Origin of the sequence: Citrobacter sp. Cpo126 (assembly GCF_030332445.1) — a bacterium.
GTDB classification, from domain to species: domain Bacteria; phylum Pseudomonadota; class Gammaproteobacteria; order Enterobacterales; family Enterobacteriaceae; genus Citrobacter; species Citrobacter portucalensis.
In genome coordinates this window covers 1,670-22,600 of sequence record NZ_JAOWHT010000043.1, presented here as the reverse complement: position 1 = coordinate 22,600, position 20,931 = coordinate 1,670, and the positions used below count along the sequence as shown (strand labels likewise).

Sequence of the window (20,931 nt, the reverse complement as noted above, 5' to 3'; positions counted from 1 at the left end):
AAGATTATTTGCTGTCTTTACCGACATGCAGAATGGCGAGGAACGCTTCCTGCGGCAGTTCGACGTTACCGATCTGCTTCATGCGCTTTTTACCCTCTTTCTGTTTTTGCAGCAGCTTTTTCTTACGGCTGATATCGCCACCGTAGCATTTCGCCAGAACGTTTTTACGCAGCTGCTTAACCGTTGAACGCGCGATGATGTGCGTGCCAATGGCCGCCTGGATCGCGATATCAAACTGCTGGCGAGGGATCAGATCTTTCATCTTCTCAACCAGTTCACGGCCACGGCTCTGGGAGTTGTCGCGGTGGGTAATCAGCGCCAGTGCATCGACACGTTCGTTGTTGATAAGGACATCAACACGCACCATGTCAGACGCCTGGAAGCGTTTGAAGTTATAGTCCAGCGACGCGTAGCCGCGAGAGGTCGACTTCAGACGGTCGAAGAAATCGAGTACGACTTCCGCCATTGGAATCTCATACGTCAGCGCCACCTGGTTACCGTGGTAAACCATGTTGGTCTGGACGCCGCGCTTCTCGATACACAGGGTGATGACGTTGCCAAGGTAAGCCTGCGGCAGCAGCATGTGACACTCAGCGATCGGCTCACGCAGTTCGTAGATGTTGTTCAGCGGCGGCAGCTTGGACGGGCTATCGACGTAGATAGTCTCTTTTGCCGTGGTTTCGACTTCGTAGACTACGGTCGGCGCGGTGGTGATCAGATCCAGATCGTATTCACGCTCCAGACGTTCCTGAATGATCTCCATGTGCAGCAGACCAAGGAAGCCACAACGGAAGCCGAAGCCCAGCGCGGTAGAGCTTTCCGGTTCGTAGAACAGGGAGGCGTCGTTCAGGCTCAGTTTGCCAAGCGCGTCACGGAAGTTTTCATAGTCGTCAGAGCTCACCGGGAACAGACCGGCGTAAACCTGCGGCTTCACTTTTTTAAAGCCTGGCAGCGGTTTGTCTGCCGGGTTACGCGCCTGCGTCAGGGTATCGCCAACCGGTGCGCCGAGGATGTCTTTAATCGCACAAACCAACCAACCTACCTCGCCGCATTTCAGCTCGGTACGGTCAACCTGTTTTGGCGTGAAGATGCCCAGACGGTCAGCGTTATAGACCTGACCGGTGCTCATTACTTTAATTTTGTCGCCTTTACGCATGGTGCCGTTTTTAATACGCACCAGTGACACCACGCCAAGGTAGTTATCGAACCAGGAGTCGATGATCAGCGCCTGCAATGGGCCTTCCGGATCGCCTTCCGGCGGCGGAATGTCGCGTACCAGACGTTCAAGAACGTCAGTGACGCCAACGCCGGTTTTCGCCGAGCAGCGAACGGCATCTGTCGCATCGATACCGACGATATCTTCGATCTCTTCCGCTACGCGTTCAGGATCGGCGGCTGGCAGGTCAATTTTATTCAGTACCGGTACTACTTCCAGATCCATTTCCATGGCGGTATAGCAGTTAGCCAGGGTCTGCGCTTCTACGCCCTGTCCGGCATCAACCACCAGCAATGCGCCTTCACAGGCAGCAAGCGAGCGGGAAACTTCATACGAGAAGTCAACGTGGCCCGGGGTGTCGATAAAGTTAAGCTGATAGGTTTCACCATCAGATGCTTTGAAATCGAGCGTCACGCTCTGCGCTTTGATAGTAATACCGCGCTCACGCTCAAGATCCATCGAGTCGAGAACCTGCGCTTCCATTTCACGGTCAGACAGGCCACCGCAGATCTGGATAATACGGTCAGACAGCGTCGATTTACCGTGGTCGATGTGAGCTATGATTGAAAAGTTACGTATGTTCTTCATATAGTGTAATTATTGTGCCTTACGCCCGCCGGAGCAGGCTCTGAGAAGTCGCTGATCTGAGCTTAACGTCTGTTTAAGTGAAACGCCGCATTCTACACTACAACGCTGAGGCGAGGAAACGTTCATAGAGCAAGGATAGCGGGAACTGGAAACAACCTTGCAAAGTCGGTGAAACTTTTGCCGGATGGCGGCATAAACGCCTTATCCGGCCTACGCCTGCATCTGAGCACGCTGTAGACCTGATAAGCGCAACGCCATCAGGCAAAGATATCACTGCTGGGTTTCGACGCGAATAAGATCGGGTGGGAGAGCAACGTTCAGAATGACCGGCTGCCAGGCTTCGCGCTCAGCAAGCTTACGAGAGTATCCACGAGCAATCAGGAATCCGCCCACGCCCCCCAGCACTGCGCCGCTTAATGCCGCAAGATCGGAACCAAACAGCACCTGGAACAGCGCCGCGAAAAGAAACAGTCCCGCCAACGGAGACATGTAGACCAGCATCGCCGAACCCAGCAGGCTACCTTCGGCAATGCCCAGTTCAACTTTTTGACCAGGGGTCAAGGGTTCGTCGCAGGGCACCACGATAGTGTGTGTGGTCTGTGGTCCCAGTTTGTTCAGTACGCGGCTCCCGCATCCGGCCCGGGAAGCACAGCTGCTACATGATGCTTTAACATCACAGCTGACCGTCGCCAGACCATTTTGCCAGGAGACGACCGTCGCCCACTCTTTAATCATTGTGCTGCCCTGAACTTGATATTGTCCGCGATACGCTTCGCCGTTTGTGGTGGAAGCTCGCCCACAATCGTAATTTCCGCGTTATCACGCACGCTGGTGCTGACCGTTCTGCGGCCAGTACGCAGCAGTTGATCGGCGCTGTTCTGCGTCGCACGGTTTACGTTCACGGAGAAACTAAACAGGCCATCAGAATAAAGGCGTGATTCAATCGGCATGTTATCCATCGTCGGCAGCGGACGTCGACTGCTTGAGACCTCACTGAAACCTTGTGGCAACCACGACGGACTCCAGTTGAAGTTGGTTTTCTCGCCTGCAGGAACCGACAGCAACGGTGGTAAATTCGCTTTTGCTAACGTCTGCATGCTGTCGCTAACACCGTTATTCACGGTAAAGGAGATCACACGGAACTGTTCCAGCGTTTCGCCATCACGATCGAGGAGATCGACACGCATTGGCAGTTTGGTCTCCGTGTCCATCCAAACGATATAGCTGTAACGGGTGCCGTCACGCGCCACAACGCGGATCACTTCACAGAGCCGATCGGCAATACGGGTGCGGCCTACTGAGATAAAATCATAGTAGGGAGCAAGGCGTTTGAAATCGGTGTAAATCAGGGATGGCAGAGAGTCAACGATATAATCGCCGTTCAGCGTGAACGGTTCGAGACCAGGCTCAAAATAGCTAATTTCGTTGCCGCGTTGCACAACTTCCCGGCGCGGTCCATCCATTTGTAATAGTTGCGCGAGTGGACGGTTATCCTGGCGGGCATGACGATAACGTAGGGATTCAACACCCTGCTTATTGATGCTGACAAATGACAGCTCATAGGTTAGCGACTGGCTGGCCAGATTCATCTGCTGCAACAACGCCCCGGACGCAGGATTGGCCGAGGCGTTTACAGAGAAGAACAGGCTACCAGCCACAAGTGACATGGCAAACCAAAGTTGCTTCATTACTGCGATTGCGTTCCTAAAGTTTGAATTCCTGGCACCTGCACAGCGGCTTGCTGTGTTTGGGCCTGCTCAAACTGAAGCTGTTCAGAGTGCAGTCGACGTTGCAATTCGTAATCCTGCAACATGGCATTAATACGACGACGCTGCTCCTGTACCTGCTGTTGTTGACCGCCGCTGGCCGTCGCGTCAGAAGGTACACCCAGGCTTACCGGACTGGCTTTACCCATCATCGGTAATGTATTAAATACCGGTGTTTCGGGCTGCTGGGACGTTTCAGATTGCCCATTATAGTGCTGGACGCCAACGATAACTGCAAGTGATACGCACGCGGCCACACCCATTTGGGTAAGCTGCGCGGCCCACGGACGCATTTTCTTCCAGAATGGCATTTTCTGCCACTGGTGCGGTGCTGGCTGGGCCTCAGGAATCAATGGCGCCGTCTGACGTACTGGCTCATCCTGGATGGCGGCCATTACGCGGGCGGAAATATCGAAATGGAGAACGTCGGCGGTATCACCTCGCATGGAATCGCGAATCAGGTGATAACTCTCCCAGGTTTTTTGCATTTCCGGGTCGTGAGTTAGCTCTTTGAGTAACTCAGTATCCAGCGTTTCGCCATCCATTAAAGCGGAAAGTTTCTCTTTCTGCATGCCTAATACCTTTTCCAGTATCCCGCTATCGTCAACGCCTGATAAGCGGTTGAACTTTATTATCAATAGCTTCCCTCGCTCGGAAGATACGTGAACGCACCGTACCTACCGGACAATCCATGATAGCGGCTATCTCTTCATAGCTCAGGCCATCCAGCTCCCGCAAGGTTATTGCCATGCGTAAATCTTCCGGGAGGGACTCAATAGTTCGGAAAACTATCTGTCTCAGTTCTTCTGACAACATTAAGTTCTCAGGGTTCGAAATTTCTTTCAGCGCACCGCCACTTTCGTAATTTTCTGCTTCAATCGCATCAATATCACTGGAAGGTGGACGACGCCCCTGAGCGACCAGGTAATTCTTCGCTGTATTGACTGCAATACGATACAGCCAGGTATAAAAAGCACTATCTCCCCGGAACGAGTCCAGCGCACGATAGGCTTTGATAAATGCTTCTTGTACTACATCGGGTACATCACCCGACGGTACATAGCGAGAAACCAGACTCGCCACCTTATGCTGATAGCGCACTACCAGTAGGTTAAAGGCTTTCTGATCTCCCTTCTGGACCCGTTCTACCAGGACCTGGTCCGTTAACTGCTCGCTCATCCGAGGTAAAGTCTCCCCAAACCAAATTTCCACGCGCTTTCGAAACGCCACTCCATCAGCTTCACTATGAGCAAGCAAATGCTTAGAGTGCTCAAGTTTCGTAAAGTTCCGTTACGCATTGTTTTTTGTTTGTCATGTTGTAGACAGGTCTTATCTCTCATTATAAGTCTACATAACCCGATCAACGCACTATCTGTACAGAAATGCCCATTTCACCGCTTGCAGAGTAACCCAACGGGCACTTTATTTCATCACATAATCTGATGCTAACGGCCTGCTTCACAAAATATTTTTGCCTATTTCGCCCTCATCATGCTTTTCCTTCATGTTTAGTCATTGCAACACATTTAAAAATAAAACGTGCAGTATCGCGCAATGTGGTGCTATGGTGACCAAACACTGTTTAGTAAATTAAACAAACATCATGAATACGACTCCTGAATTATCCTGTGACGTGCTGATCATTGGCAGCGGGGCTGCCGGACTCTCACTGGCGCTGCGCCTGGCTGAAAAACATCAGGTTATTGTCCTGAGCAAAGGGCCGGTCAGCGAAGGCTCGACATTTTATGCCCAGGGGGGTATTGCCGCGGTTTTCGATGAAACCGACAGTATCGACTCCCACGTTGAAGATACGCTGATTGCCGGGGCCGGGCTGTGCGATCGCCATGCGGTTGAATTTGTCGCCAGCAATGCCCGCACCTGCGTTCAATGGCTTATCGATCAGGGCGTCTTATTCGATACACAGGTTCAGCCTAACGGCGAAGAGAGCTATCACCTGACCCGTGAAGGCGGTCACAGCCATCGACGCATCCTGCACGCTGCGGATGCTACCGGCAAAGAAGTCGAAACCACCCTCGTCAGCCAGGCACAAAATCACCCCAATATCCGGGTTCTTGAGCGTAGCAACGCCGTCGACCTGATTGTCTCCGATAAAATCGGTCTGCCGGGAACGCGTCGGGTTGTCGGCGCATGGATCTGGAATCGTAATAAAGAAGCCGTCGAAACCTGCCATGCGAAGTCGGTAGTGTTGGCCACCGGCGGCGCATCAAAGGTGTATCAATACACCACCAATCCGGATATTTCCTCGGGTGACGGGATTGCAATGGCCTGGCGCGCGGGATGTCGCGTCGCCAACCTGGAGTTTAACCAGTTTCACCCGACAGCGCTGTATCATCCGCAGGCGCGCAATTTTCTGCTGACCGAAGCGCTGCGCGGCGAAGGAGCGCACCTGAAGCGCCCGGACGGTTCACGCTTTATGCCCGATTTTGACGAACGTGGCGAATTGGCTCCCCGCGATATTGTCGCCCGCGCCATTGATCATGAAATGAAGCGCCTTGGTGCAGATTGCATGTTCCTCGATATCAGCCATAAGCCGGAAGAATTTGTTCGTCAGCATTTCCCGATGATTTATGAAAAGTTGCTGGGATTGGGCATTGATTTAACCAAAGAGCCGGTTCCCATCGTGCCTGCCGCGCACTATACCTGCGGCGGTGTGATGGTGGATGACTTTGGCCGTACCGATGTCGACGGGCTGTATGCGATCGGCGAAGTGAGTTACACCGGCCTGCATGGTGCCAACCGGATGGCATCGAACTCATTGCTGGAGTGTCTGGTTTATGGCTGGTCCGCGGCTGAAGATATCGACAGGCGCATGCCTTATGCTCGCGGCGTTAGCATGCTCCCGGGCTGGGATGAAAGCCGGGTAGAAAATCCGGATGAGTTGGTTGTTATCCAGCATAACTGGCATGAGCTGCGGCTGTTTATGTGGGATTACGTCGGTATTGTGCGTACGACCAAGCGCCTGGAGCGCGCTCTGCGCCGTATCACCATGCTGCAACAGGAAATCGACGAGTATTACGCCCATTTCCGCGTGTCGAACAATTTGCTGGAACTGCGTAACCTGGTGCAGGTTGCCGAGTTGATTGTCCGCTGCGCAATGATGCGCAAAGAGAGTCGGGGCCTGCACTACACGCTGGATTACCCAGAGCAGCTTCCAGAAGCCGGCCCGTCCATTCTCTCGCCGCTAAGTCATCACATAAACAGGTAAAACGCCTGGGTCAGTGCCGTGTAACCTTCAGAGTAACGTTGGTCTGGCCCACGAATCACCAGCCTGTCGCTAAAGCACTCCCCGGCCTGCGGGGAGAATGCCAGCAATACCCGATGCGGTAGTCGGGCTTCCGTTTCTGCTACATCCGTACGTAATCGCAGATGCCAGCCCATACTTAATGCCTGCTGGGTAAACGCGTTCCCAATCTGTTCCGGCAGCACGACACAAAAAAAACCTTCTTCCGTAATGCTGTCCGCCGCCAGCGTAAGCAACGCCTGGTGATCGAGCGTGGTGGTATAGCGCGCCTGCTCGCGCTGCGGTGTAGCACATTCCACGCCCTGTTCATAATAGGGAGGGTTGCTGATTATCAAATCAAAACGCACGGTCTGACGCGGTATCCACTGCTGCGCATCTTCTGTATGAACACTCACGCGATGCATCCACGGAGATTGCGCGATGTTCTCCTGCGCCTGCTGCGCGGCATCGACATCAAGCTCCACGGCGTCAATGATGACGTTTTCATCAGTGCGCTGGGCCAACATCAGCGCCAACAGGCCACTCCCGGTACCAATATCCAGGATCCGCTTTACGCCCGCAACGGGGGCCCAGGCCCCCAATAAAATGCCGTCTGTTCCGACTTTCATTGCACAGCGATCGTGTGCCACAAAAAACTGCTTAAAAGTAAATCCATTACGTCTCAGTACGGATGTAGACTGGGGCATGAAGAACAACCTTCCTGGAAAAAAAACGATAACATAGGATAAAAACAATACCTGAGAAGGTATATCCATACAAACAGATGAAGATTGCAGCCGTAACGTCTATAATCAGCGCCCCACTCAGAGGTAGAACATGACTGTAACGACTTTTTCCGAACTTGAACTCGATGAAAGCCTTCTGGATGCCCTCCAGGAAAAAGGTTTCACTCGCCCGACCGCCATTCAGGCTGCCGCCATTCCGCCTGCGCTCGATGGCCGTGATGTACTCGGTTCTGCGCCGACAGGCACCGGTAAAACGGCGGCATATTTGCTGCCAGCGTTGCAGCACCTGCTCGACTTCCCGCGCAAGAAATCTGGTCCGCCGCGCATTTTAATCCTGACGCCAACGCGCGAACTGGCGATGCAGGTTGCCGAACACGCTCGTGAGCTGGCGAAGAATACACATCTGGATATCGCTACGATTACCGGCGGCGTGGCTTACATGAACCACATGGAAGTGTTTAGCGAAAACCAGGACATCGTGGTCGCCACCACGGGTCGTCTGCTGCAATACATTAAAGAAGAAAACTTCGACTGCCATGCGGTTGAAACGCTAATTCTCGATGAAGCAGACCGTATGCTGGACATGGGCTTTGCCCAGGACATCGAGCATATCGCCGGTGAAACACGCTGGCGTAAGCAAACCATGCTGTTTTCCGCCACGCTGGAAGGCGATGCGATTAAAGATTTTGCCGAGCGTCTGTTGGAAGACCCGGTCGAAGTCTCAGCGGATCCGTCCACCCGTGAACGCAAGAAGATCCATCAGTTTTACTACCGTGCCGATGACATCGAGCACAAAACTGCCATGCTGATCCACCTGTTAAAACAGCCGGAAGCGACTCGCTCGATTGTCTTCGTACGCAAACGTGAGCGTGTGCACGAACTGGCAGGCTGGCTGCGCCAGGCGGGCATTAATAACTGCTATCTCGAAGGCGAGATGGTGCAGAACAAACGTAACGAAGCGATCAAACGCCTGACCGATGGTCGTGTGAACGTGCTGGTAGCAACCGACGTCGCCGCTCGCGGGATCGATATTCCTGACGTCAGCCACGTGTTTAACTTCGACATGCCGCGCAGTGGCGATGCCTATTTGCACCGTATTGGCCGTACCGGTCGTGCTGGCCGTAAAGGCACTGCGATCTCTTTAGTTGAAGCGCACGACCACCTGCTGCTCGGCAAAGCGAGCCGCTATATTGACGAACCGTTGAAAGCTCGCGTCATTGACGAACTGCGTCCAACCACGCGCGCGCCAAGTGAGAAATCTAACGGTAAGCCATCCAAGAAAGTGCTGGCGAAGCGCGCTGAGAAAAAGGCGAAAGAGAAAGAGAAGCCGCGGGTGAAAAAACGTCACCGCGACGCCAAAAATATCGGCAAACGTCGTAAGCCGAGCGGCGCTGCTACCCAGCAGTCCGACAAAGAGTAAACCGAATGCCGGGCCATTTAGCCCGGCATTTTTTCACGTGATGCAAAACTCTCTTCAATGCACTCAAGAAACACCCGCATCGCCGGGCTAACGACTTTTCCGGCATGATAACCACACAATGCCGTAATTAACTCAGGTTGTTCACTGAACAGTAATTCAATCAACTCCCCTGAACGTAACTCTTTCTCGACGGCAAAATGCGGCAAAAAGCTGATCCCAAGATTTGCCGATACGCACTGCTTAATGCTTTCAATGCTCCATAACTCAATGGTATTTTCCAGCGTAATCTGTCGTTTACGCAGTAGCCCCTCGAAGCGTTGTCTGAAAATACATTGCGGCTCATTAATGATAAAACTGCAGGGAATGTGCTGGTTATGCTGAGTAAAATCAACGTGCTGAAGCAGTGGCGAAGCAACTAATGCCAGTGACTGATCGCCAAGCGGCATCAACTCCAGGGCATCGTCATTACCCACCCGATAAAAGACCCCCAGATCAACATCATCACTGAGCAATGCATCGCGAATGACATAACAGTTGAGCGACTGTAAAGACAGCCGCACATGGGGCGCACGTTGTTTAAATCGCTGTAAAACCTGCGGCATTTTATACGCCAGCAGCGTTTCGCCTGTTGCGACACGTAGATCGCCGCTCGGCTGCGCATCCTGATGTGCCGACTGTCGAATCGATGCCATCACGCGCGTCAGGTCATGGATATGCGGCATCAGCCGTTTTCCCTCACTGGTGAGACACATCCGGCGACCAATTTTTTCAAACAACTGCACCGAAAGCTCTTGCTCAAGCTGTTGAATATGAAAGGTAACCGTTGATTGCGTACAGCACAGTTTTTGTGATGCCCGCAGAAATGAACCCTCTTCCACCACCGTTTTTAGCGTAATAAACCGACGTAAATCCATCCGCACCAACCCATCGAAAATATCGAACTCAGAATGCAAAAACATTCATTTTTTTTAATATTTTGCCTCGGGTACTGTCTACCAAAACAGAGGAGATAACAAGTGACCCCCACGCTTTTAAGTGCATTCTGGACCTATACATTGATTACCGCGCTAACTCCCGGACCAAACAACATCCTTGCGCTCAGCGCCGCGACGTCACACGGTTTTCGTCAGAGTACACGCGTACTGGCCGGAATGAGTCTGGGCTTTTTAATCGTCATGATGATGTGCGCCGGGATTTCATTTTCACTGGCGGTCATGGATCCAGCCATCATCCATTGGCTTAGTTGGGCTGGGGCCGCTTATATCCTGTGGCTGGCGCTGAAGATCGCCACCAGCCCGACCTCGAACGATAGATTGCAGTCAGAGCCGATTAGCTTCTGGGCAAGTTTTGGCTTGCAGTTTGTTAACGTGAAAATCATTTTGTACGGCATTACCGCGTTATCCACGTTCGTATTACCGTACACTCAGGACGCCCACTGGCTGATTGGGGTGAGTATTCTGTTAGCGCTGATCGGCACCTTCGGGAATGCCTGCTGGGCGCTGGCGGGCCATCTTTTTCAGCGCGTTTTTTGCCGTTACGGTCGACAGTTGAATATCATTCTGGCGCTGCTGTTGGTGTATTGCGCGGTGAGGATCTTTTACTAACAGATGCAAAAAAGCGGAAGACGCACTGGCATCTTCCGCTTTTTGATTCTCTGCTAAACGGGGTTATTCCCCGTGAGCCTTACAGGCTCTCAGTAAAGGTACGAGCAATAACGTCGCGCTGCTGTTCTGGGGTCAGAGAGTTGAAACGCACTGCATAACCAGAAACACGGATGGTCAGCTGCGGATATTTTTCCGGATGCTTAACTGCATCTTCCAGCGTTTCGCGACGCAGAACGTTCACGTTCAGGTGCTGACCACCTTCCACGCGGACTTCCGGCTGTACGTCTACCGGTACTTCACGGTATTCGATTTCGCCCAGTTTGCTGACTGCAACAACTTCATCAGCATTGAAACCTGCTTTCGCAACGATGCAGCGAGCTTCGCCTTTTTCGCTGTCCAGCAGCCAGAAAGAGTTCAGCAGGTCGTCGTTTGCAGCTTTAGTAATCTGGATACCTGTAATCATTTGATGCCTCCCCGGCAAAATTATTTGATCTCGGTTGGCCGTCATCCGGCCAATTGGTAAAACCATTGTTGCTTGAGTGTATATATACCCCTCACACACCCTTGAATCTTTGATTTAAATCAATAAAAACCACACATGAAAAGTGGTGATAGGTGGATTTTATTGTTTTACATCAACTTACGCCATGTGTGCAGATAAACTTTTTACATAAATTTTCAACTATCTTTAAGGGGTAGACCATTGAGTAACGTACAGAATTTTGCGACGTCGAAAGAAGCAGTTAAGCTAGGGGGATTGAAAATTCGCAGGAGAGCGGGATGGCCACCGAATTAACCTGGCACGATGTGCTGGCTGAAGAGAAACAGCAGCCTTATTTTGTTAACACACTGCATACTGTTGCCGGCGAGCGTCAATCGGGAATGACAATTTATCCGCCGCAAAAAGATGTGTTTAACGCTTTTCGCTTTACCGAGCTTGGTGATGTGAAAGTCGTCATCCTGGGTCAGGATCCTTACCACGGTCCAGGCCAGGCACACGGTCTCGCGTTCTCTGTTCGCCCCGGCATTGCCACTCCACCCTCGTTGCTGAACATGTACAAAGAGCTGGAGGCAACGATTCCAGGCTTCACGCGCCCAACGCACGGATATCTGGAAAGCTGGGCACGCCAGGGGGTACTGTTACTCAACACCGTACTCACCGTCCGCGCCGGCCAGGCACATTCTCACGCCAGCCTTGGGTGGGAAACATTTACCGATAAAGTCATCAGTCTGATTAACCAACATCGGGAAGGTGTGGTTTTCCTGCTCTGGGGTTCTCACGCACAGAAGAAAGGCGCGATTATTGATACGCAGCGTCACCATGTGTTGAAAGCGCCCCACCCATCACCGCTCTCTGCGCATCGCGGTTTCTTTGGCTGCAATCACTTTGCACTGGCGAATGAATGGCTGGAACAACGAGGTGAAAAGCCAATTGACTGGATGCCGGTATTACCCGCAGAAAGCGAGTAAAAAAATGCCAGCGATTCGCTGGCATTTTTATTATCAGACTTTGTTCTGACGCCACCACTCCGCGAGCAGCACGCCTGTTGCCACAGAAACGTTGAGCGTTTCTACCTTGCCAGTGCCGTCAATCGCTATGCACAAATCGTCGGCTGAGCATGCTGCTTCTGGCAGAGCTTCACGCTCACGCCCTAATACCAGCACCATTTTTTCCGGCAGCGTGGTAGTAAACAGCGGTTTGCCTTTCGCGCTTGAGGTCATCACAACCGTGTAACCCGCCTGGCGGAAGTCGTCCAGCACATCAACAATGCTGTCGCCGGTAATCGGCTGAACGTGCTCTGCACCACCTTCAGCGGTACGGATGGCCGCACCTGATTCCAGCAGCGCCGCATCCTGAACCACTACGCCTTTCACACCGAAGTGCGCGCAGCTACGCATCATGCCGCCCAGGTTATACGGGTTAGCGATATCTTCCAGTGCCAGCACGCAATCCCGCGCCCCTGCCTGACCGACCCACTGCTTAACGGTAGTACCGTTACGTTTTTTGATCAGGAAACAGACGCCACCATGGTGTTCAGTGCCAGAGGCTTTCGCCAGCTCGGCTTCGTCAACCACGTGATAGGCTTTGCGGTTTGCCGCCATCCAGCGTAATGCTTCTTTAAAGCGCGGGGTTACGCTCTGAACAAACCAGGCGCGGACGATGGCGTCCGGACGACTCTGGAACAGAGCCTGACAGGCATTCTCACCGTAAACGCGGGTTTCTTCCGCACGCTGACGGCGTAATACTTCAGGATCGATAAAGCTCTTACCGCTAATACCGCCGTGATCGGCTTTATCCGCTGCGTCATCATTCGGTGCGCGGGACACGGTACGCCACGGTGAATCTTCACGTCTGCGGTCACGTTCTACATCGCGGTCACGACCACGTTCACGACCGCGTTCGCTGTTCGGACCCTTTCGGTCATCACGGGCAGGGCGACGACCGCCTTCGGCTCGGGAAGTACCGGGGCGACCGCCGCCTTTGCCAGTACGTGGATTTTGGGTGCGTTTATCCGAGTCATCGTCACTGCGGACGTACATCACTTTGACCTTGCCGTTTTTGTTCTTCAGTTCGTCGCTCATGTTTTTCTCCACCTGCTCTGCGCGAAGCGCGCAGATTACCCGATGTGCACGTCGTTAGCCATTATTTCATTTAAAAGCTAAGGACTATTGTACTCATTGAATAAAACGCATTGTTGTTTAGAACAGACTCCCCGATAATATGTAACATAATAGAAACATACTGGCGTTCCTGCCGTGAAGTCCACTCCACTCATCCAGAGGTTAGTTATGAATACCGTTTGTACCAGCTGCCAGGCTATCAACCGCATCCCCGACGATCGTGTCCAGGAAGCGGCTAAATGCGGACGCTGTGGTCACGACCTGTTTGATGGGGAGGTGATCAATGCGACCGGTGAGACACTGGATAAACTGTTAAAAGACGATCTCCCGGTGGTCGTTGACTTTTGGGCCCCCTGGTGTGGTCCATGTCGTAACTTCGCCCCGATTTTTGAAGATGTCGCGGAAGAGCGTAGCGGTAAAGTGCGTTTTGTTAAAGTGAATACGGAAGCCGAGCGTGAACTCAGCGCCCGTTTCGGTATCCGCAGCATTCCGACCATTATGATTTTCAAAAAAGGGGAAATCGTCGACATGCTTAACGGCGCTGTACCAAAAGCCCCGTTTGATAGCTGGCTTAACGAATCATTATAATCTCTACGGGGCGCATCTTGTGCCCCGTTTTCACCTCTGCGACAATAGCGTTTTTCAACGTGTTTCCCCATGACCGATAACGCTGTTCTTCAGTTACGCGCTGAGCGCCTCGCGCGCGCCACGCGTCCTTTCCTTGCCCGAGGTAATCGCGTTCGCCGCTGTCAGCGCTGCCTGCTGCCGCAGAAACTCTGCTTGTGCGCAACGCTGGCACCCTCTGAGGCAAAAAGTCGCTTTTGTCTGGTGATGTTTGATACCGAGCCGATGAAGCCCAGCAACACGGGGCGTTTGATTGCTGATATTCTGCCCGATACCACGGCTTTTCAGTGGTCACGCACCGAGCCGCCGCAGGCGCTGCTGGAACTGGTGAAAAATCCGGATTACCAGCCGATGGTTGTATTCCCAGCCTCCTATGCGGGTGAAGAGCGTGAAGTGATTTTCACGCCACCAGCCGGTAAGCCCCCATTGTTTCTCATGCTCGACGGCACCTGGCCTGAGGCGCGTAAAATGTTCCGCAAAAGCCCGTACCTCGATAACCTACCGGTGATCTCCGTTGATTTATCACGCCTTTCTGCTTACCACCTGCGTGGCGTTCACGCTGAAGGGCAATATTGCACTGCCGAAGTGGCCATCGCCTTGTTGGATCTGGCGGGAGATACGCAAGCCGCAGAAGGGTTAAGCGATCATTTCACTCGCTTTAAAACCCGCTACCTGGCAGGAAAAACTCAACATCAGGGAAGCGTCACAGCAGATTCATCAGAAAACGTTTAAAATCATTCGGTCACTGGTGTCATTAAGGAAGCCGATATGAGTCAGCGTGGTCTGGAAGCACTACTGCGACCGAAATCCATTGCGGTGATTGGGGCGTCAATGAAGCCTAATCGCGCGGGTTACCTGATGATGCGTAACCTGCTTGCCGGCGGTTTCAATGGACCTGTTTTACCGGTGACGCCCGCATGGAAAGCGGTGCTGGGCGTACTGGCATGGCCCAATATCAACAGCCTGCCCTTTAGCCCGGATCTCGCCGTGTTGTGCACCAATGCCAGCCGTAACCTTGCGTTACTCGAAGCGCTTGGCGAGAAAGGCTGTAAAACCTGCATTATTCTTTCAGCTCCCGCGGCGCAGCACGCAGAGCTGCTGGCCTGCGCATCACGCTACAACATACGTTTGCTGGGCCCCAACAGCCTGGGACTTCTCGCGCCCTGGCAAGGGCTTAACGCCAGCTTTTCCCCCGTCCCGATTAAGCGCGGCAAGCTGGCTTTTATCTCTCAATCCGCTGCCGTATCCAATACCATACTCGACTGGGCACAGCAGAGAGAAATGGGCTTTTCTTACTTTATCGCGCTGGGTGATAGCCTGGATATCGACGTTGATGAGCTGCTGGATTACCTGGCGCGCGACAGCAAAACCAGCGCGATATTGCTGTATCTCGAGCATTTAAGTGATGCCCGACGCTTTGTTTCCGCCGCCCGCAGCGCCTCGCGCAATAAACCTATTTTGGTGATTAAGAGCGGTCGTAGTCCAGCGGCGCAGCGTTTACTGCATACCAGCGCCGGGATGGACCCTGCGTGGGATGCCGCTATTCAGCGTGCCGGTTTATTACGCGTGCAAGACACTCACGAGCTGTTTTCGGCGGTCGAAACCCTGAGCCACATGCGTCCACTACGTGGCGACAGGCTGATGATCATCAGCAATGGGGCCGCGCCTGCCGCACTGGCATTAGATGAACTGTGGTCAAAAAATGGCAAGTTGGCGACGTTGAGTGAAGACACCTGCCAGAAATTACGCGATGCATTGCCTGAACATGTTGATATCGCCAACCCGCTGGATCTGCGTGATGACGCCAGCAGCGAACACTACGTTAAGACGCTGGATATTTTGCTCGCCAGCCAGGATTTCGACGCGCTGATGGTGATTCATTCACCCAGCGCAGCCGCTCCCGGAACCGAAAGCGCACTGGCATTGATTGAAGCGGTAAAGCATCACCCCCGAGGAAAATTCGTCTCGTTGCTGACCAACTGGTGCGGAGAGTTTTCCTCTCAGGAAGCCCGCAGACTGTTTAGCGAAGCCGGACTGCCCACCTACCGCACGCCGGAAGGTACCATCACCGCATTTATGCATATGGTGGAGTATCGGCGAAACCAGAAGCAGCTACGAGAAACGCCTGCGCTGCCTGACAGCCTGACCTCCAACACCGCCGAAGCGCATAATCTGTTACAGAGTGCGATTGCTGAAGGAGCGACATCGCTTGATACCCATGAAGTGCAGCCGATTTTACAGGCTTATGGCTTACACACGCTGCCAACGTGGATCGCCAGCGACAGCGCGGAAGCCGTACACATCGCGGAGCAAATCGGCTACCCGGTGGCGCTCAAGCTGCGTTCTCCTGATATTCCGCATAAATCAGAAGTTCAGGGGGTGATGCTCTACCTGCGTACAGCCACTGAAGTGCAACAGGCCGCCAATGCAATTTTCGATCGGGTAAAAATGGCCTGGCCGCAGGCACGCATTCACGGCTTATTAGTGCAAAGTATGGCGAATCGCGCCGGCGCTCAGGAGCTTCGCGTTGTCGTTGAACACGACCCGGTATTTGGCCCGTTGATTATGCTGGGTGAAGGTGGTGTTGAATGGCGACCGGAAGAGCAAGCCGTGGTGGCATTGCCGCCATTGAACATGAATCTGGCGCGTTATCTGGTGATCCAGGGGATCAAAAATAAAAAGATCCGCGCGCGCAGCGCACTGCGCCCTTTGGATATCGCCGGGTTGAGCCAACTTCTGGTGCAGGTCTCCAACCTGATCGTCGATTGCCCGGAAATTCAGCGTCTGGATATTCATCCGCTGCTGGCCTCGGCCGGAGAATTTACCGCGCTGGACGTTACGCTGGATATTGCCCCTTTCACGGGAGATAACGAAAGCAGACTGGCTGTACGTCCCTACCCTCATCAGCTTGAAGAGTGGGTGGAGTTGAAGAACGGCGAGCGCTGTCTGTTCCGCCCCATTTTGCCGGAGGATGAACCTCATCTTCAGCAGTTCATTTCTCAGGTGACAAAAGAAGATCTTTATTATCGCTATTTCAGTGAGATCAACGAATTTACCCACGAAGATTTAGCCAATATGACGCAGATCGACTACGATCGGGAAATGGCCTTTGTTGCGGTGCGTTGTAAAGAGAATCACGAAGAGATCCTCGGCGTAACGCGAGCAATCTCGGATCCTGATAACGTAGACGCTGAGTTTGCCGTACTGGTTCGTTCCGATCTCAAAGGGCTTGGACTGGGTCGCCGATTGATGGAAAAATTAATTGCCTATACTCGAGATCACGGACTTATACGTTTGAATGGTATTACGATGCCGAACAATCGTGGGATGGTCGCCCTGGCCCGAAAACTCGGGTTTGTTGTTGACGTCCAGCTCGAAGAGGGAATTGTTGGGCTAACGCTTAATCTGGCCCAATGTGAGGAATCGTGAGTAAGGTACTGGAAATGTTGACCACATTAATGGGTACTGGTGGTATCATTGCCCGCTTATGTCGTCTGCATAGCACAGAGGACCCTTCAATGAACAGAGAAGAAATGCACTGTGATGTTGTCAAAATTTAAGCGTAATAAACATCAACAACACCTTGCCCAACTACCCAAGATTTCTCAGTCAGTTGATGATGTAGATTTCTTTTATGCTCCCGCTAATTTCAGGGAGACTCTGCTGGAAAAAATAGCCAGCGCGACGCGACGGATCTGCATTATTGCGCTGTACCTGGAACAGGATGACGGTGGTAAAGGCATACTTGACGCTCTCTATGCGGCAAAACGGCAGCGTCCTGAGCTGGATGTCCGGGTGCTTGTCGACTGGCACCGAGCCCAGCGCGGTCGTATTGGTGCTGCGGCATCCAATACCAATGCTGACTGGTATTGCCGAATGGCGCAAGAAAACCCTGGTATCGATATTCCTGTCTACGGTGTCCCGATTAACACCCGTGAAGCGCTTGGCGTCCTGCATTTCAAAGGCTTTATCATTGATGACAGCGTCCTGTACAGCGGGGCCAGTCTGAACGATGTTTACCTGCATCAGCATGATAAATATCGCTATGACCGTTATCAGTTGATTCGCAACGCGCAAATGGCCGATATCATGTTCGATTGGGTGACGCAAAACCTGATGAACGGTCGCGGCGTTAACCGTCTTGATGATATCAACCGCCCTAAAAGCCCAGAAATTAAAAACGACATCCGCCTGTACCGTCAGGAACTGCGCGATGCGTCATTCCATTTTCAGGGTGATGCTGATAACGAACAGCTTTCGGTTACGCCTCTGGTGGGCCTTGGGAAATCCAGTCTGTTAAATAAGACCATTTTCCATCTTATGCCTTGCGCGGAGCACAAGCTTACAATCTGTACCCCTTATTTCAACCTTCCCGCCATACTGGTGCGCAATATCATTCAACTGCTGCGTGAAGGGAAAAAGGTTGAAATCATTGTCGGTGATAAAACCGCCAACGACTTTTTCATCCCGGAAGATGAGCCATTCAAGATCATCGGCGCGCTGCCTTATCTGTATGAAATAAATCTGCGCCGTTTCTTGAGCAGATTGCAGTATTACGTGAATACCGACCAGTTGGTCGTGCGCTTATGGAAAGATGATGACAATACCTATCATCTGAAAGGTATGTGGGTTGATGATAAATGGATGCTGCTCACCGGCAACAACCTTAACCCTCGCGCCTGGCGTCTGGATCTGGAAAACGCCATCCTTATCCACGATCCTAAGCAAGAGCTCACCCCTCAGCGCGATAAAGAGCTGGAGCTTATCCGTACGCATACTACCGTCGTTAAGCACTATCGCGACCTGCAAAGCATTGCTGACTATCCAGTCAAAGTGCGTAAGCTCATCCGTCGACTACGCCGTATTCGTATCGACAGATTAATTAGCCGTATTCTGTAATCAAGACCCCGTCCAGTGACGGGGTTTTTCATATGGAGGTAACGGTGCGCCTGTTCATTCTTACCAGTGTCCTTGCCATTTCGGGCTGCAGCCATATGGCTAACGACCAGTGGAGCGGGCAAGACAAAGCTCAACACTTCATCGCCTCCGCCATGCTTGCCGCAGCCGGCAATGAATATGCCCAACATCAGGGCAACAGCCGCGATCGCAGTGCGGCTATCGGCCTGATGTTCTCAGTCAGCCTGGGTGCGTCAAAAGAGCTATGGGACAGCCGCCCCGCAGGGAGCGGCTGGAGCTGGAAGGACTTCGCCTGGGATGTTGCAGGCGCATCTACCGGCTATGCGGTCTGGCAACTGGCACATTACTAGAGGCGCAGACCTTTCCCCTTCCCATGCAGCATTAGCGATACTAAAAACGCAACTACTGCCAGCGCAGTGACGTACCAGAAGAATGTCGTTTCCATACCGACAGACTTCAGGGACAACGCGACATATTCGGCTGAACCGCCAAACAGCGCATTGGCCACCGCATAAGATAAGCCGACCCCCAGAGCGCGCACCTGTGCCGGGAACATTTCGGCCTTCAGAATACCGCTAATTGACGTATAGAAACTGACGATTAACAGAGCACACATCACCAGAGCAAACGCCATATACGGGGATGTTACGCTTTGCAATGCTGTCAGAATGGGAACGGTGAAAATCGCGGCCAACGCGCCAAAACACAGCATTGAAGTACGTCGGCCAATTTTATCAGACAAGGCGCCGAACAACGGTTGTACCAGCATGAACACACACAGTGCCGCCGTCATAATCCCGCTGGCTACGTTGGCATGCATACCGGCTGTGTTAACCAGGTACTTCTGCATATAGGTTGTGAACGTGTAAAAACACAACGAACCCGCGGCGGTAAAACCAAGCACCATGACAAAAGCTTTGCGATTACGCCACAGACCTTTCAGGGAACCCGCTTCTTTCAGCGCGCGAACATCCTGTTTCGAGGTTTCATCCAGTTGGCGACGCAGCCATAGCGCAACAATAGCCAGCACGGCGCCCAACGCAAATGGAATACGCCAACCCCACTCTCTGAGCGCTGAGTCTTCTAACGTGTGCTGTAATATGACCACAACCAGTAATGCCAGTAACTGTCCGCCGATTAACGTTACGTACTGGAATGAAGCATAAAAACCTTTCTTACCTTCAACGGCGACTTCACTCATATAGGTCGCGCTGGTTCCGTATTCACCACCGACAGATAACCCCTGGAATAGCCTTGCCAGCAGTAATAGCGCAGGCGCCCAGGTACCGATAGTTTCATATCCCGGTAGACAAGCGATCACCAACGATCCCATGCACATCATACAAACGGACAGCAACATGGACTTTTTACGCCCGTGCTTATCCGCGATACGGCCAAACAGCCAGCCTCCAATTGGTCGCATCAAGAAGCCAGCGGCAAAAACGCCAGCGGTTTGTAAGAGTTGTGTGGTGGTATTTCCTGATGGAAAAAAGATATGAGCAAAATAAAGAGAGCAGAATGAATAGATATAGAAATCAAACCATTCGACCAGATTCCCTGATGATGCTCCGACAATCGCCCATATACGACGACGGGTATCGCCGTCTGCCAGCGCCCCGTTCTCAGTTACACTACTATCAGCCATTAGAATTGTACCCCTGCCAACGATCGCGTGAATTTATCAATGATGGTTGTGTGTTTTTTAGTGAATAGAATGTTATATAATTGTTATATCTTATTGTGCGGTAAAGATCACGATTTTAATTAGCAGAGAAAGGATTCAGATATGTTCGAGGGAGAGATCCGTGTAGTAGATCGAGACAGTATGCTTTTGTTGGTCGATTAAGGCTGTTACGCCGCATCCGGCAATGTACCGCCGCGTTGCCTGATGCGCTGCGCTTATCAGGCCTACAAAATACATTCAGCCCTGCCTCTGTAGGCCGGATAAGGCGATACGCCGCATCCGGCAATGTACCGCCGCGTTGCCTGATGCGCTGCGCTTATCAGGCCTACAAAATACGTTCAGCCCGGCTCCTGTAGGCCGGATAAGGCGGCACGCCGCATCCGGCGGTTTTCATCCCGCACAGACGCAAAAAAGCCCATCCGGCAGGATGGGCTTCTTCACTTTATTTGATGCCTGGCAGTTTATGGCGGGCGTCCTGCCCGCCACCCTCCGGGCCGTTGCTG

20 protein-coding genes are annotated in these 20,931 nt (G+C 52.5%); 9 read left to right on the top strand and 11 right to left on the bottom strand.

Annotated elements, in window-relative coordinates; all coding sequences use genetic code 11:
- Positions 1–4 precede the first annotated feature (4 nt).
- The 6 genes from lepA to rseD all read right to left on the bottom strand — a co-directional run bounded on the left by lepA (position 5) and on the right by rseD (position 4,910).
- Positions 5–1,804, bottom strand: a complete 1,800-nt coding sequence (lepA, locus tag OGY17_RS20705; RefSeq protein ID WP_003037577.1) for a translation elongation factor 4 — start codon at positions 1,802–1,804, stop codon at positions 5–7.
- A 270-nt stretch (positions 1,805–2,074) separates the two neighbouring features.
- Positions 2,075–2,539, bottom strand: a complete 465-nt coding sequence (rseC, locus tag OGY17_RS20700) for a SoxR-reducing system protein RseC (protein WP_003037576.1) — start codon at positions 2,537–2,539, stop codon at positions 2,075–2,077.
- Positions 2,536–3,492: a sigma-E factor regulatory protein RseB gene (gene rseB, locus OGY17_RS20695; protein ID WP_003835334.1), complete on the bottom strand. Its 957-nt coding sequence runs from the start codon at positions 3,490–3,492 to the stop codon at positions 2,536–2,538. Before rseB ends, rseC begins: the two co-directional genes overlap by 4 nt.
- The gene (rseA, locus tag OGY17_RS20690) at positions 3,492–4,142 is read right to left on the bottom strand and encodes an anti-sigma-E factor RseA (protein WP_008785497.1); all 651 of its coding nucleotides are present in this window, start codon (positions 4,140–4,142) and stop codon (positions 3,492–3,494) included. Before rseA ends, rseB begins: the two co-directional genes overlap by 1 nt.
- Positions 4,143–4,173: 31 nt before the next feature.
- Positions 4,174–4,749, bottom strand: coding sequence for an RNA polymerase sigma factor RpoE (gene rpoE, locus OGY17_RS20685; RefSeq protein ID WP_003037573.1), 576 nt, complete (start codon positions 4,747–4,749; stop codon positions 4,174–4,176).
- On the bottom strand, positions 4,746–4,910 hold the full coding sequence (gene rseD / locus OGY17_RS20680; RefSeq protein WP_122973798.1) for a rpoE leader peptide RseD: 165 nt from the start codon (positions 4,908–4,910) through the stop codon (positions 4,746–4,748). Before rseD ends, rpoE begins: the two co-directional genes overlap by 4 nt.
- Positions 4,911–5,173: 263 nt before the next feature.
- Here rseD and nadB point away from each other — a divergent pair, with 263 nt between their 5' ends.
- Positions 5,174–6,796 (top strand): L-aspartate oxidase, encoded by a 1,623-nt coding sequence (nadB, locus tag OGY17_RS20675; protein WP_048225097.1) that lies wholly within the window; start codon positions 5,174–5,176, stop codon positions 6,794–6,796.
- Here the strand turns inward: nadB and trmN are convergent.
- A complete protein-coding gene (gene trmN, locus OGY17_RS20670) occupies positions 6,781–7,518 on the bottom strand; it encodes a tRNA(1)(Val) (adenine(37)-N(6))-methyltransferase TrmN (protein WP_048215761.1) in 738 nt (245 codons plus the stop codon). The genes nadB and trmN overlap by 16 nt on opposite strands.
- Positions 7,519–7,648: 130 nt before the next feature.
- Here trmN and srmB point away from each other — a divergent pair, with 130 nt between their 5' ends.
- Complete coding sequence (gene srmB, locus OGY17_RS20665) at positions 7,649–8,977, top strand: ATP-dependent RNA helicase SrmB (RefSeq protein ID WP_003835340.1); 1,329 nt, start codon at positions 7,649–7,651, stop codon at positions 8,975–8,977.
- Positions 8,978–8,994: 17 nt separating this feature from the next.
- Here srmB and OGY17_RS20660 read toward each other — a convergent pair whose 3' ends face one another.
- Positions 8,995–9,891 carry a LysR family transcriptional regulator gene (locus tag OGY17_RS20660; protein ID WP_234103818.1) on the bottom strand — a complete coding sequence of 299 codons (897 nt, stop codon included), beginning with the start codon at positions 9,889–9,891 and terminating at the stop codon, positions 8,995–8,997.
- A 102-nt stretch (positions 9,892–9,993) separates the two neighbouring features.
- Between OGY17_RS20660 and eamB the strand changes: the two genes are divergently transcribed.
- Complete coding sequence (gene eamB, locus OGY17_RS20655; RefSeq protein ID WP_008785502.1) at positions 9,994–10,581, top strand: cysteine/O-acetylserine transporter; 588 nt, start codon at positions 9,994–9,996, stop codon at positions 10,579–10,581.
- Between the two features lie 79 nt (positions 10,582–10,660).
- On the opposite strand, the gene grcA is transcribed toward eamB, so the two are convergent.
- A complete protein-coding gene (gene grcA, locus OGY17_RS20650; RefSeq protein ID WP_003037563.1) occupies positions 10,661–11,044 on the bottom strand; it encodes an autonomous glycyl radical cofactor GrcA in 384 nt (127 codons plus the stop codon).
- 317 nt (positions 11,045–11,361) lie between these two features.
- On the opposite strand from grcA, the gene ung reads away from it, so the two are divergent.
- On the top strand, positions 11,362–12,051 hold the full coding sequence (gene ung / locus OGY17_RS20645; protein WP_057066702.1) for a uracil-DNA glycosylase: 690 nt from the start codon (positions 11,362–11,364) through the stop codon (positions 12,049–12,051).
- A 33-nt stretch (positions 12,052–12,084) separates the two neighbouring features.
- Here the strand turns inward: ung and OGY17_RS20640 are convergent, their stop codons facing one another.
- Entirely contained in the window at positions 12,085–13,164 is a 1,080-nt protein-coding gene (locus OGY17_RS20640) for a tRNA/rRNA methyltransferase (RefSeq protein WP_286608265.1), read from the bottom strand.
- A gap of 207 nt (positions 13,165–13,371) precedes the next feature.
- On the opposite strand from OGY17_RS20640, the gene trxC reads away from it, so the two are divergent.
- The 5 genes from trxC (at position 13,372) to OGY17_RS20610 (ending at position 19,094) form a co-directional block, all read left to right on the top strand.
- Positions 13,372–13,791 carry a thioredoxin TrxC gene (gene trxC, locus OGY17_RS20635; protein WP_008785506.1) on the top strand — a complete coding sequence of 140 codons (420 nt, stop codon included), beginning with the start codon at positions 13,372–13,374 and terminating at the stop codon, positions 13,789–13,791.
- A 69-nt stretch (positions 13,792–13,860) separates the two neighbouring features.
- Positions 13,861–14,559 carry a tRNA-uridine aminocarboxypropyltransferase gene (tapT, locus tag OGY17_RS20630; RefSeq protein ID WP_234103816.1) on the top strand — a complete coding sequence of 233 codons (699 nt, stop codon included), beginning with the start codon at positions 13,861–13,863 and terminating at the stop codon, positions 14,557–14,559.
- Between the two features lie 36 nt (positions 14,560–14,595).
- Complete coding sequence (locus tag OGY17_RS20625) at positions 14,596–17,256, top strand: bifunctional acetate--CoA ligase family protein/GNAT family N-acetyltransferase (protein WP_286608263.1); 2,661 nt, start codon at positions 14,596–14,598, stop codon at positions 17,254–17,256.
- 114 nt (positions 17,257–17,370) lie between these two features.
- Positions 17,371–18,726 carry a CDP-diacylglycerol--serine O-phosphatidyltransferase gene (gene pssA, locus OGY17_RS20615; protein WP_003835350.1) on the top strand — a complete coding sequence of 452 codons (1,356 nt, stop codon included), beginning with the start codon at positions 17,371–17,373 and terminating at the stop codon, positions 18,724–18,726.
- Positions 18,727–18,758: 32 nt separating this feature from the next.
- Positions 18,759–19,094, top strand: a complete 336-nt coding sequence (locus OGY17_RS20610) for a YfiM family lipoprotein (protein ID WP_008785509.1) — start codon at positions 18,759–18,761, stop codon at positions 19,092–19,094.
- Here OGY17_RS20610 and OGY17_RS20605 read toward each other — a convergent pair.
- Positions 19,091–20,389 carry an MFS transporter gene (locus tag OGY17_RS20605; protein WP_008785510.1) on the bottom strand — a complete coding sequence of 433 codons (1,299 nt, stop codon included), beginning with the start codon at positions 20,387–20,389 and terminating at the stop codon, positions 19,091–19,093. The genes OGY17_RS20610 and OGY17_RS20605 overlap by 4 nt on opposite strands.
- Positions 20,390–20,931: the final 542 nt, after the last annotated feature.

What these genes read in the sequence shown, in the direction of transcription:
- trxC (WP_008785506.1), top strand. Translation starts at nt 13,372, where the DNA reads ATGAATACCGTTTGTACCAGCTGCCAGGCTATCAACCGCATCCCCGAC.
- rpoE (WP_003037573.1), bottom strand. Translation starts at nt 4,749, where the DNA reads ATGAGCGAGCAGTTAACGGACCAGGTCCTGGTAGAACGGGTCCAGAAG.
- trmN (WP_048215761.1), bottom strand. Translation starts at nt 7,518, where the DNA reads ATGCCCCAGTCTACATCCGTACTGAGACGTAATGGATTTACTTTTAAG.
- ung (WP_057066702.1), top strand. Translation starts at nt 11,362, where the DNA reads ATGGCCACCGAATTAACCTGGCACGATGTGCTGGCTGAAGAGAAACAG.
- OGY17_RS20640 (WP_286608265.1), bottom strand. Translation starts at nt 13,164, where the DNA reads ATGAGCGACGAACTGAAGAACAAAAACGGCAAGGTCAAAGTGATGTAC.
- rseD (WP_122973798.1), bottom strand. Translation starts at nt 4,910, where the DNA reads ATGAGAGATAAGACCTGTCTACAACATGACAAACAAAAAACAATGCGT.
- OGY17_RS20605 (WP_008785510.1), bottom strand. Translation starts at nt 20,389, where the DNA reads ATGGCTGATAGTAGTGTAACTGAGAACGGGGCGCTGGCAGACGGCGAT.
- OGY17_RS20610 (WP_008785509.1), top strand. Translation starts at nt 18,759, where the DNA reads ATGGAGGTAACGGTGCGCCTGTTCATTCTTACCAGTGTCCTTGCCATT.
- grcA (WP_003037563.1), bottom strand. Translation starts at nt 11,044, where the DNA reads ATGATTACAGGTATCCAGATTACTAAAGCTGCAAACGACGACCTGCTG.
- pssA (WP_003835350.1), top strand. Translation starts at nt 17,371, where the DNA reads ATGTTGTCAAAATTTAAGCGTAATAAACATCAACAACACCTTGCCCAA.
- rseC (WP_003037576.1), bottom strand. Translation starts at nt 2,539, where the DNA reads ATGATTAAAGAGTGGGCGACGGTCGTCTCCTGGCAAAATGGTCTGGCG.
- srmB (WP_003835340.1), top strand. Translation starts at nt 7,649, where the DNA reads ATGACTGTAACGACTTTTTCCGAACTTGAACTCGATGAAAGCCTTCTG.
- OGY17_RS20625 (WP_286608263.1), top strand. Translation starts at nt 14,596, where the DNA reads ATGAGTCAGCGTGGTCTGGAAGCACTACTGCGACCGAAATCCATTGCG.
- OGY17_RS20660 (WP_234103818.1), bottom strand. Translation starts at nt 9,891, where the DNA reads ATGGATTTACGTCGGTTTATTACGCTAAAAACGGTGGTGGAAGAGGGT.
- rseB (WP_003835334.1), bottom strand. Translation starts at nt 3,492, where the DNA reads ATGAAGCAACTTTGGTTTGCCATGTCACTTGTGGCTGGTAGCCTGTTC.
- rseA (WP_008785497.1), bottom strand. Translation starts at nt 4,142, where the DNA reads ATGCAGAAAGAGAAACTTTCCGCTTTAATGGATGGCGAAACGCTGGAT.
- nadB (WP_048225097.1), top strand. Translation starts at nt 5,174, where the DNA reads ATGAATACGACTCCTGAATTATCCTGTGACGTGCTGATCATTGGCAGC.
- tapT (WP_234103816.1), top strand. Translation starts at nt 13,861, where the DNA reads ATGACCGATAACGCTGTTCTTCAGTTACGCGCTGAGCGCCTCGCGCGC.
- lepA (WP_003037577.1), bottom strand. Translation starts at nt 1,804, where the DNA reads ATGAAGAACATACGTAACTTTTCAATCATAGCTCACATCGACCACGGT.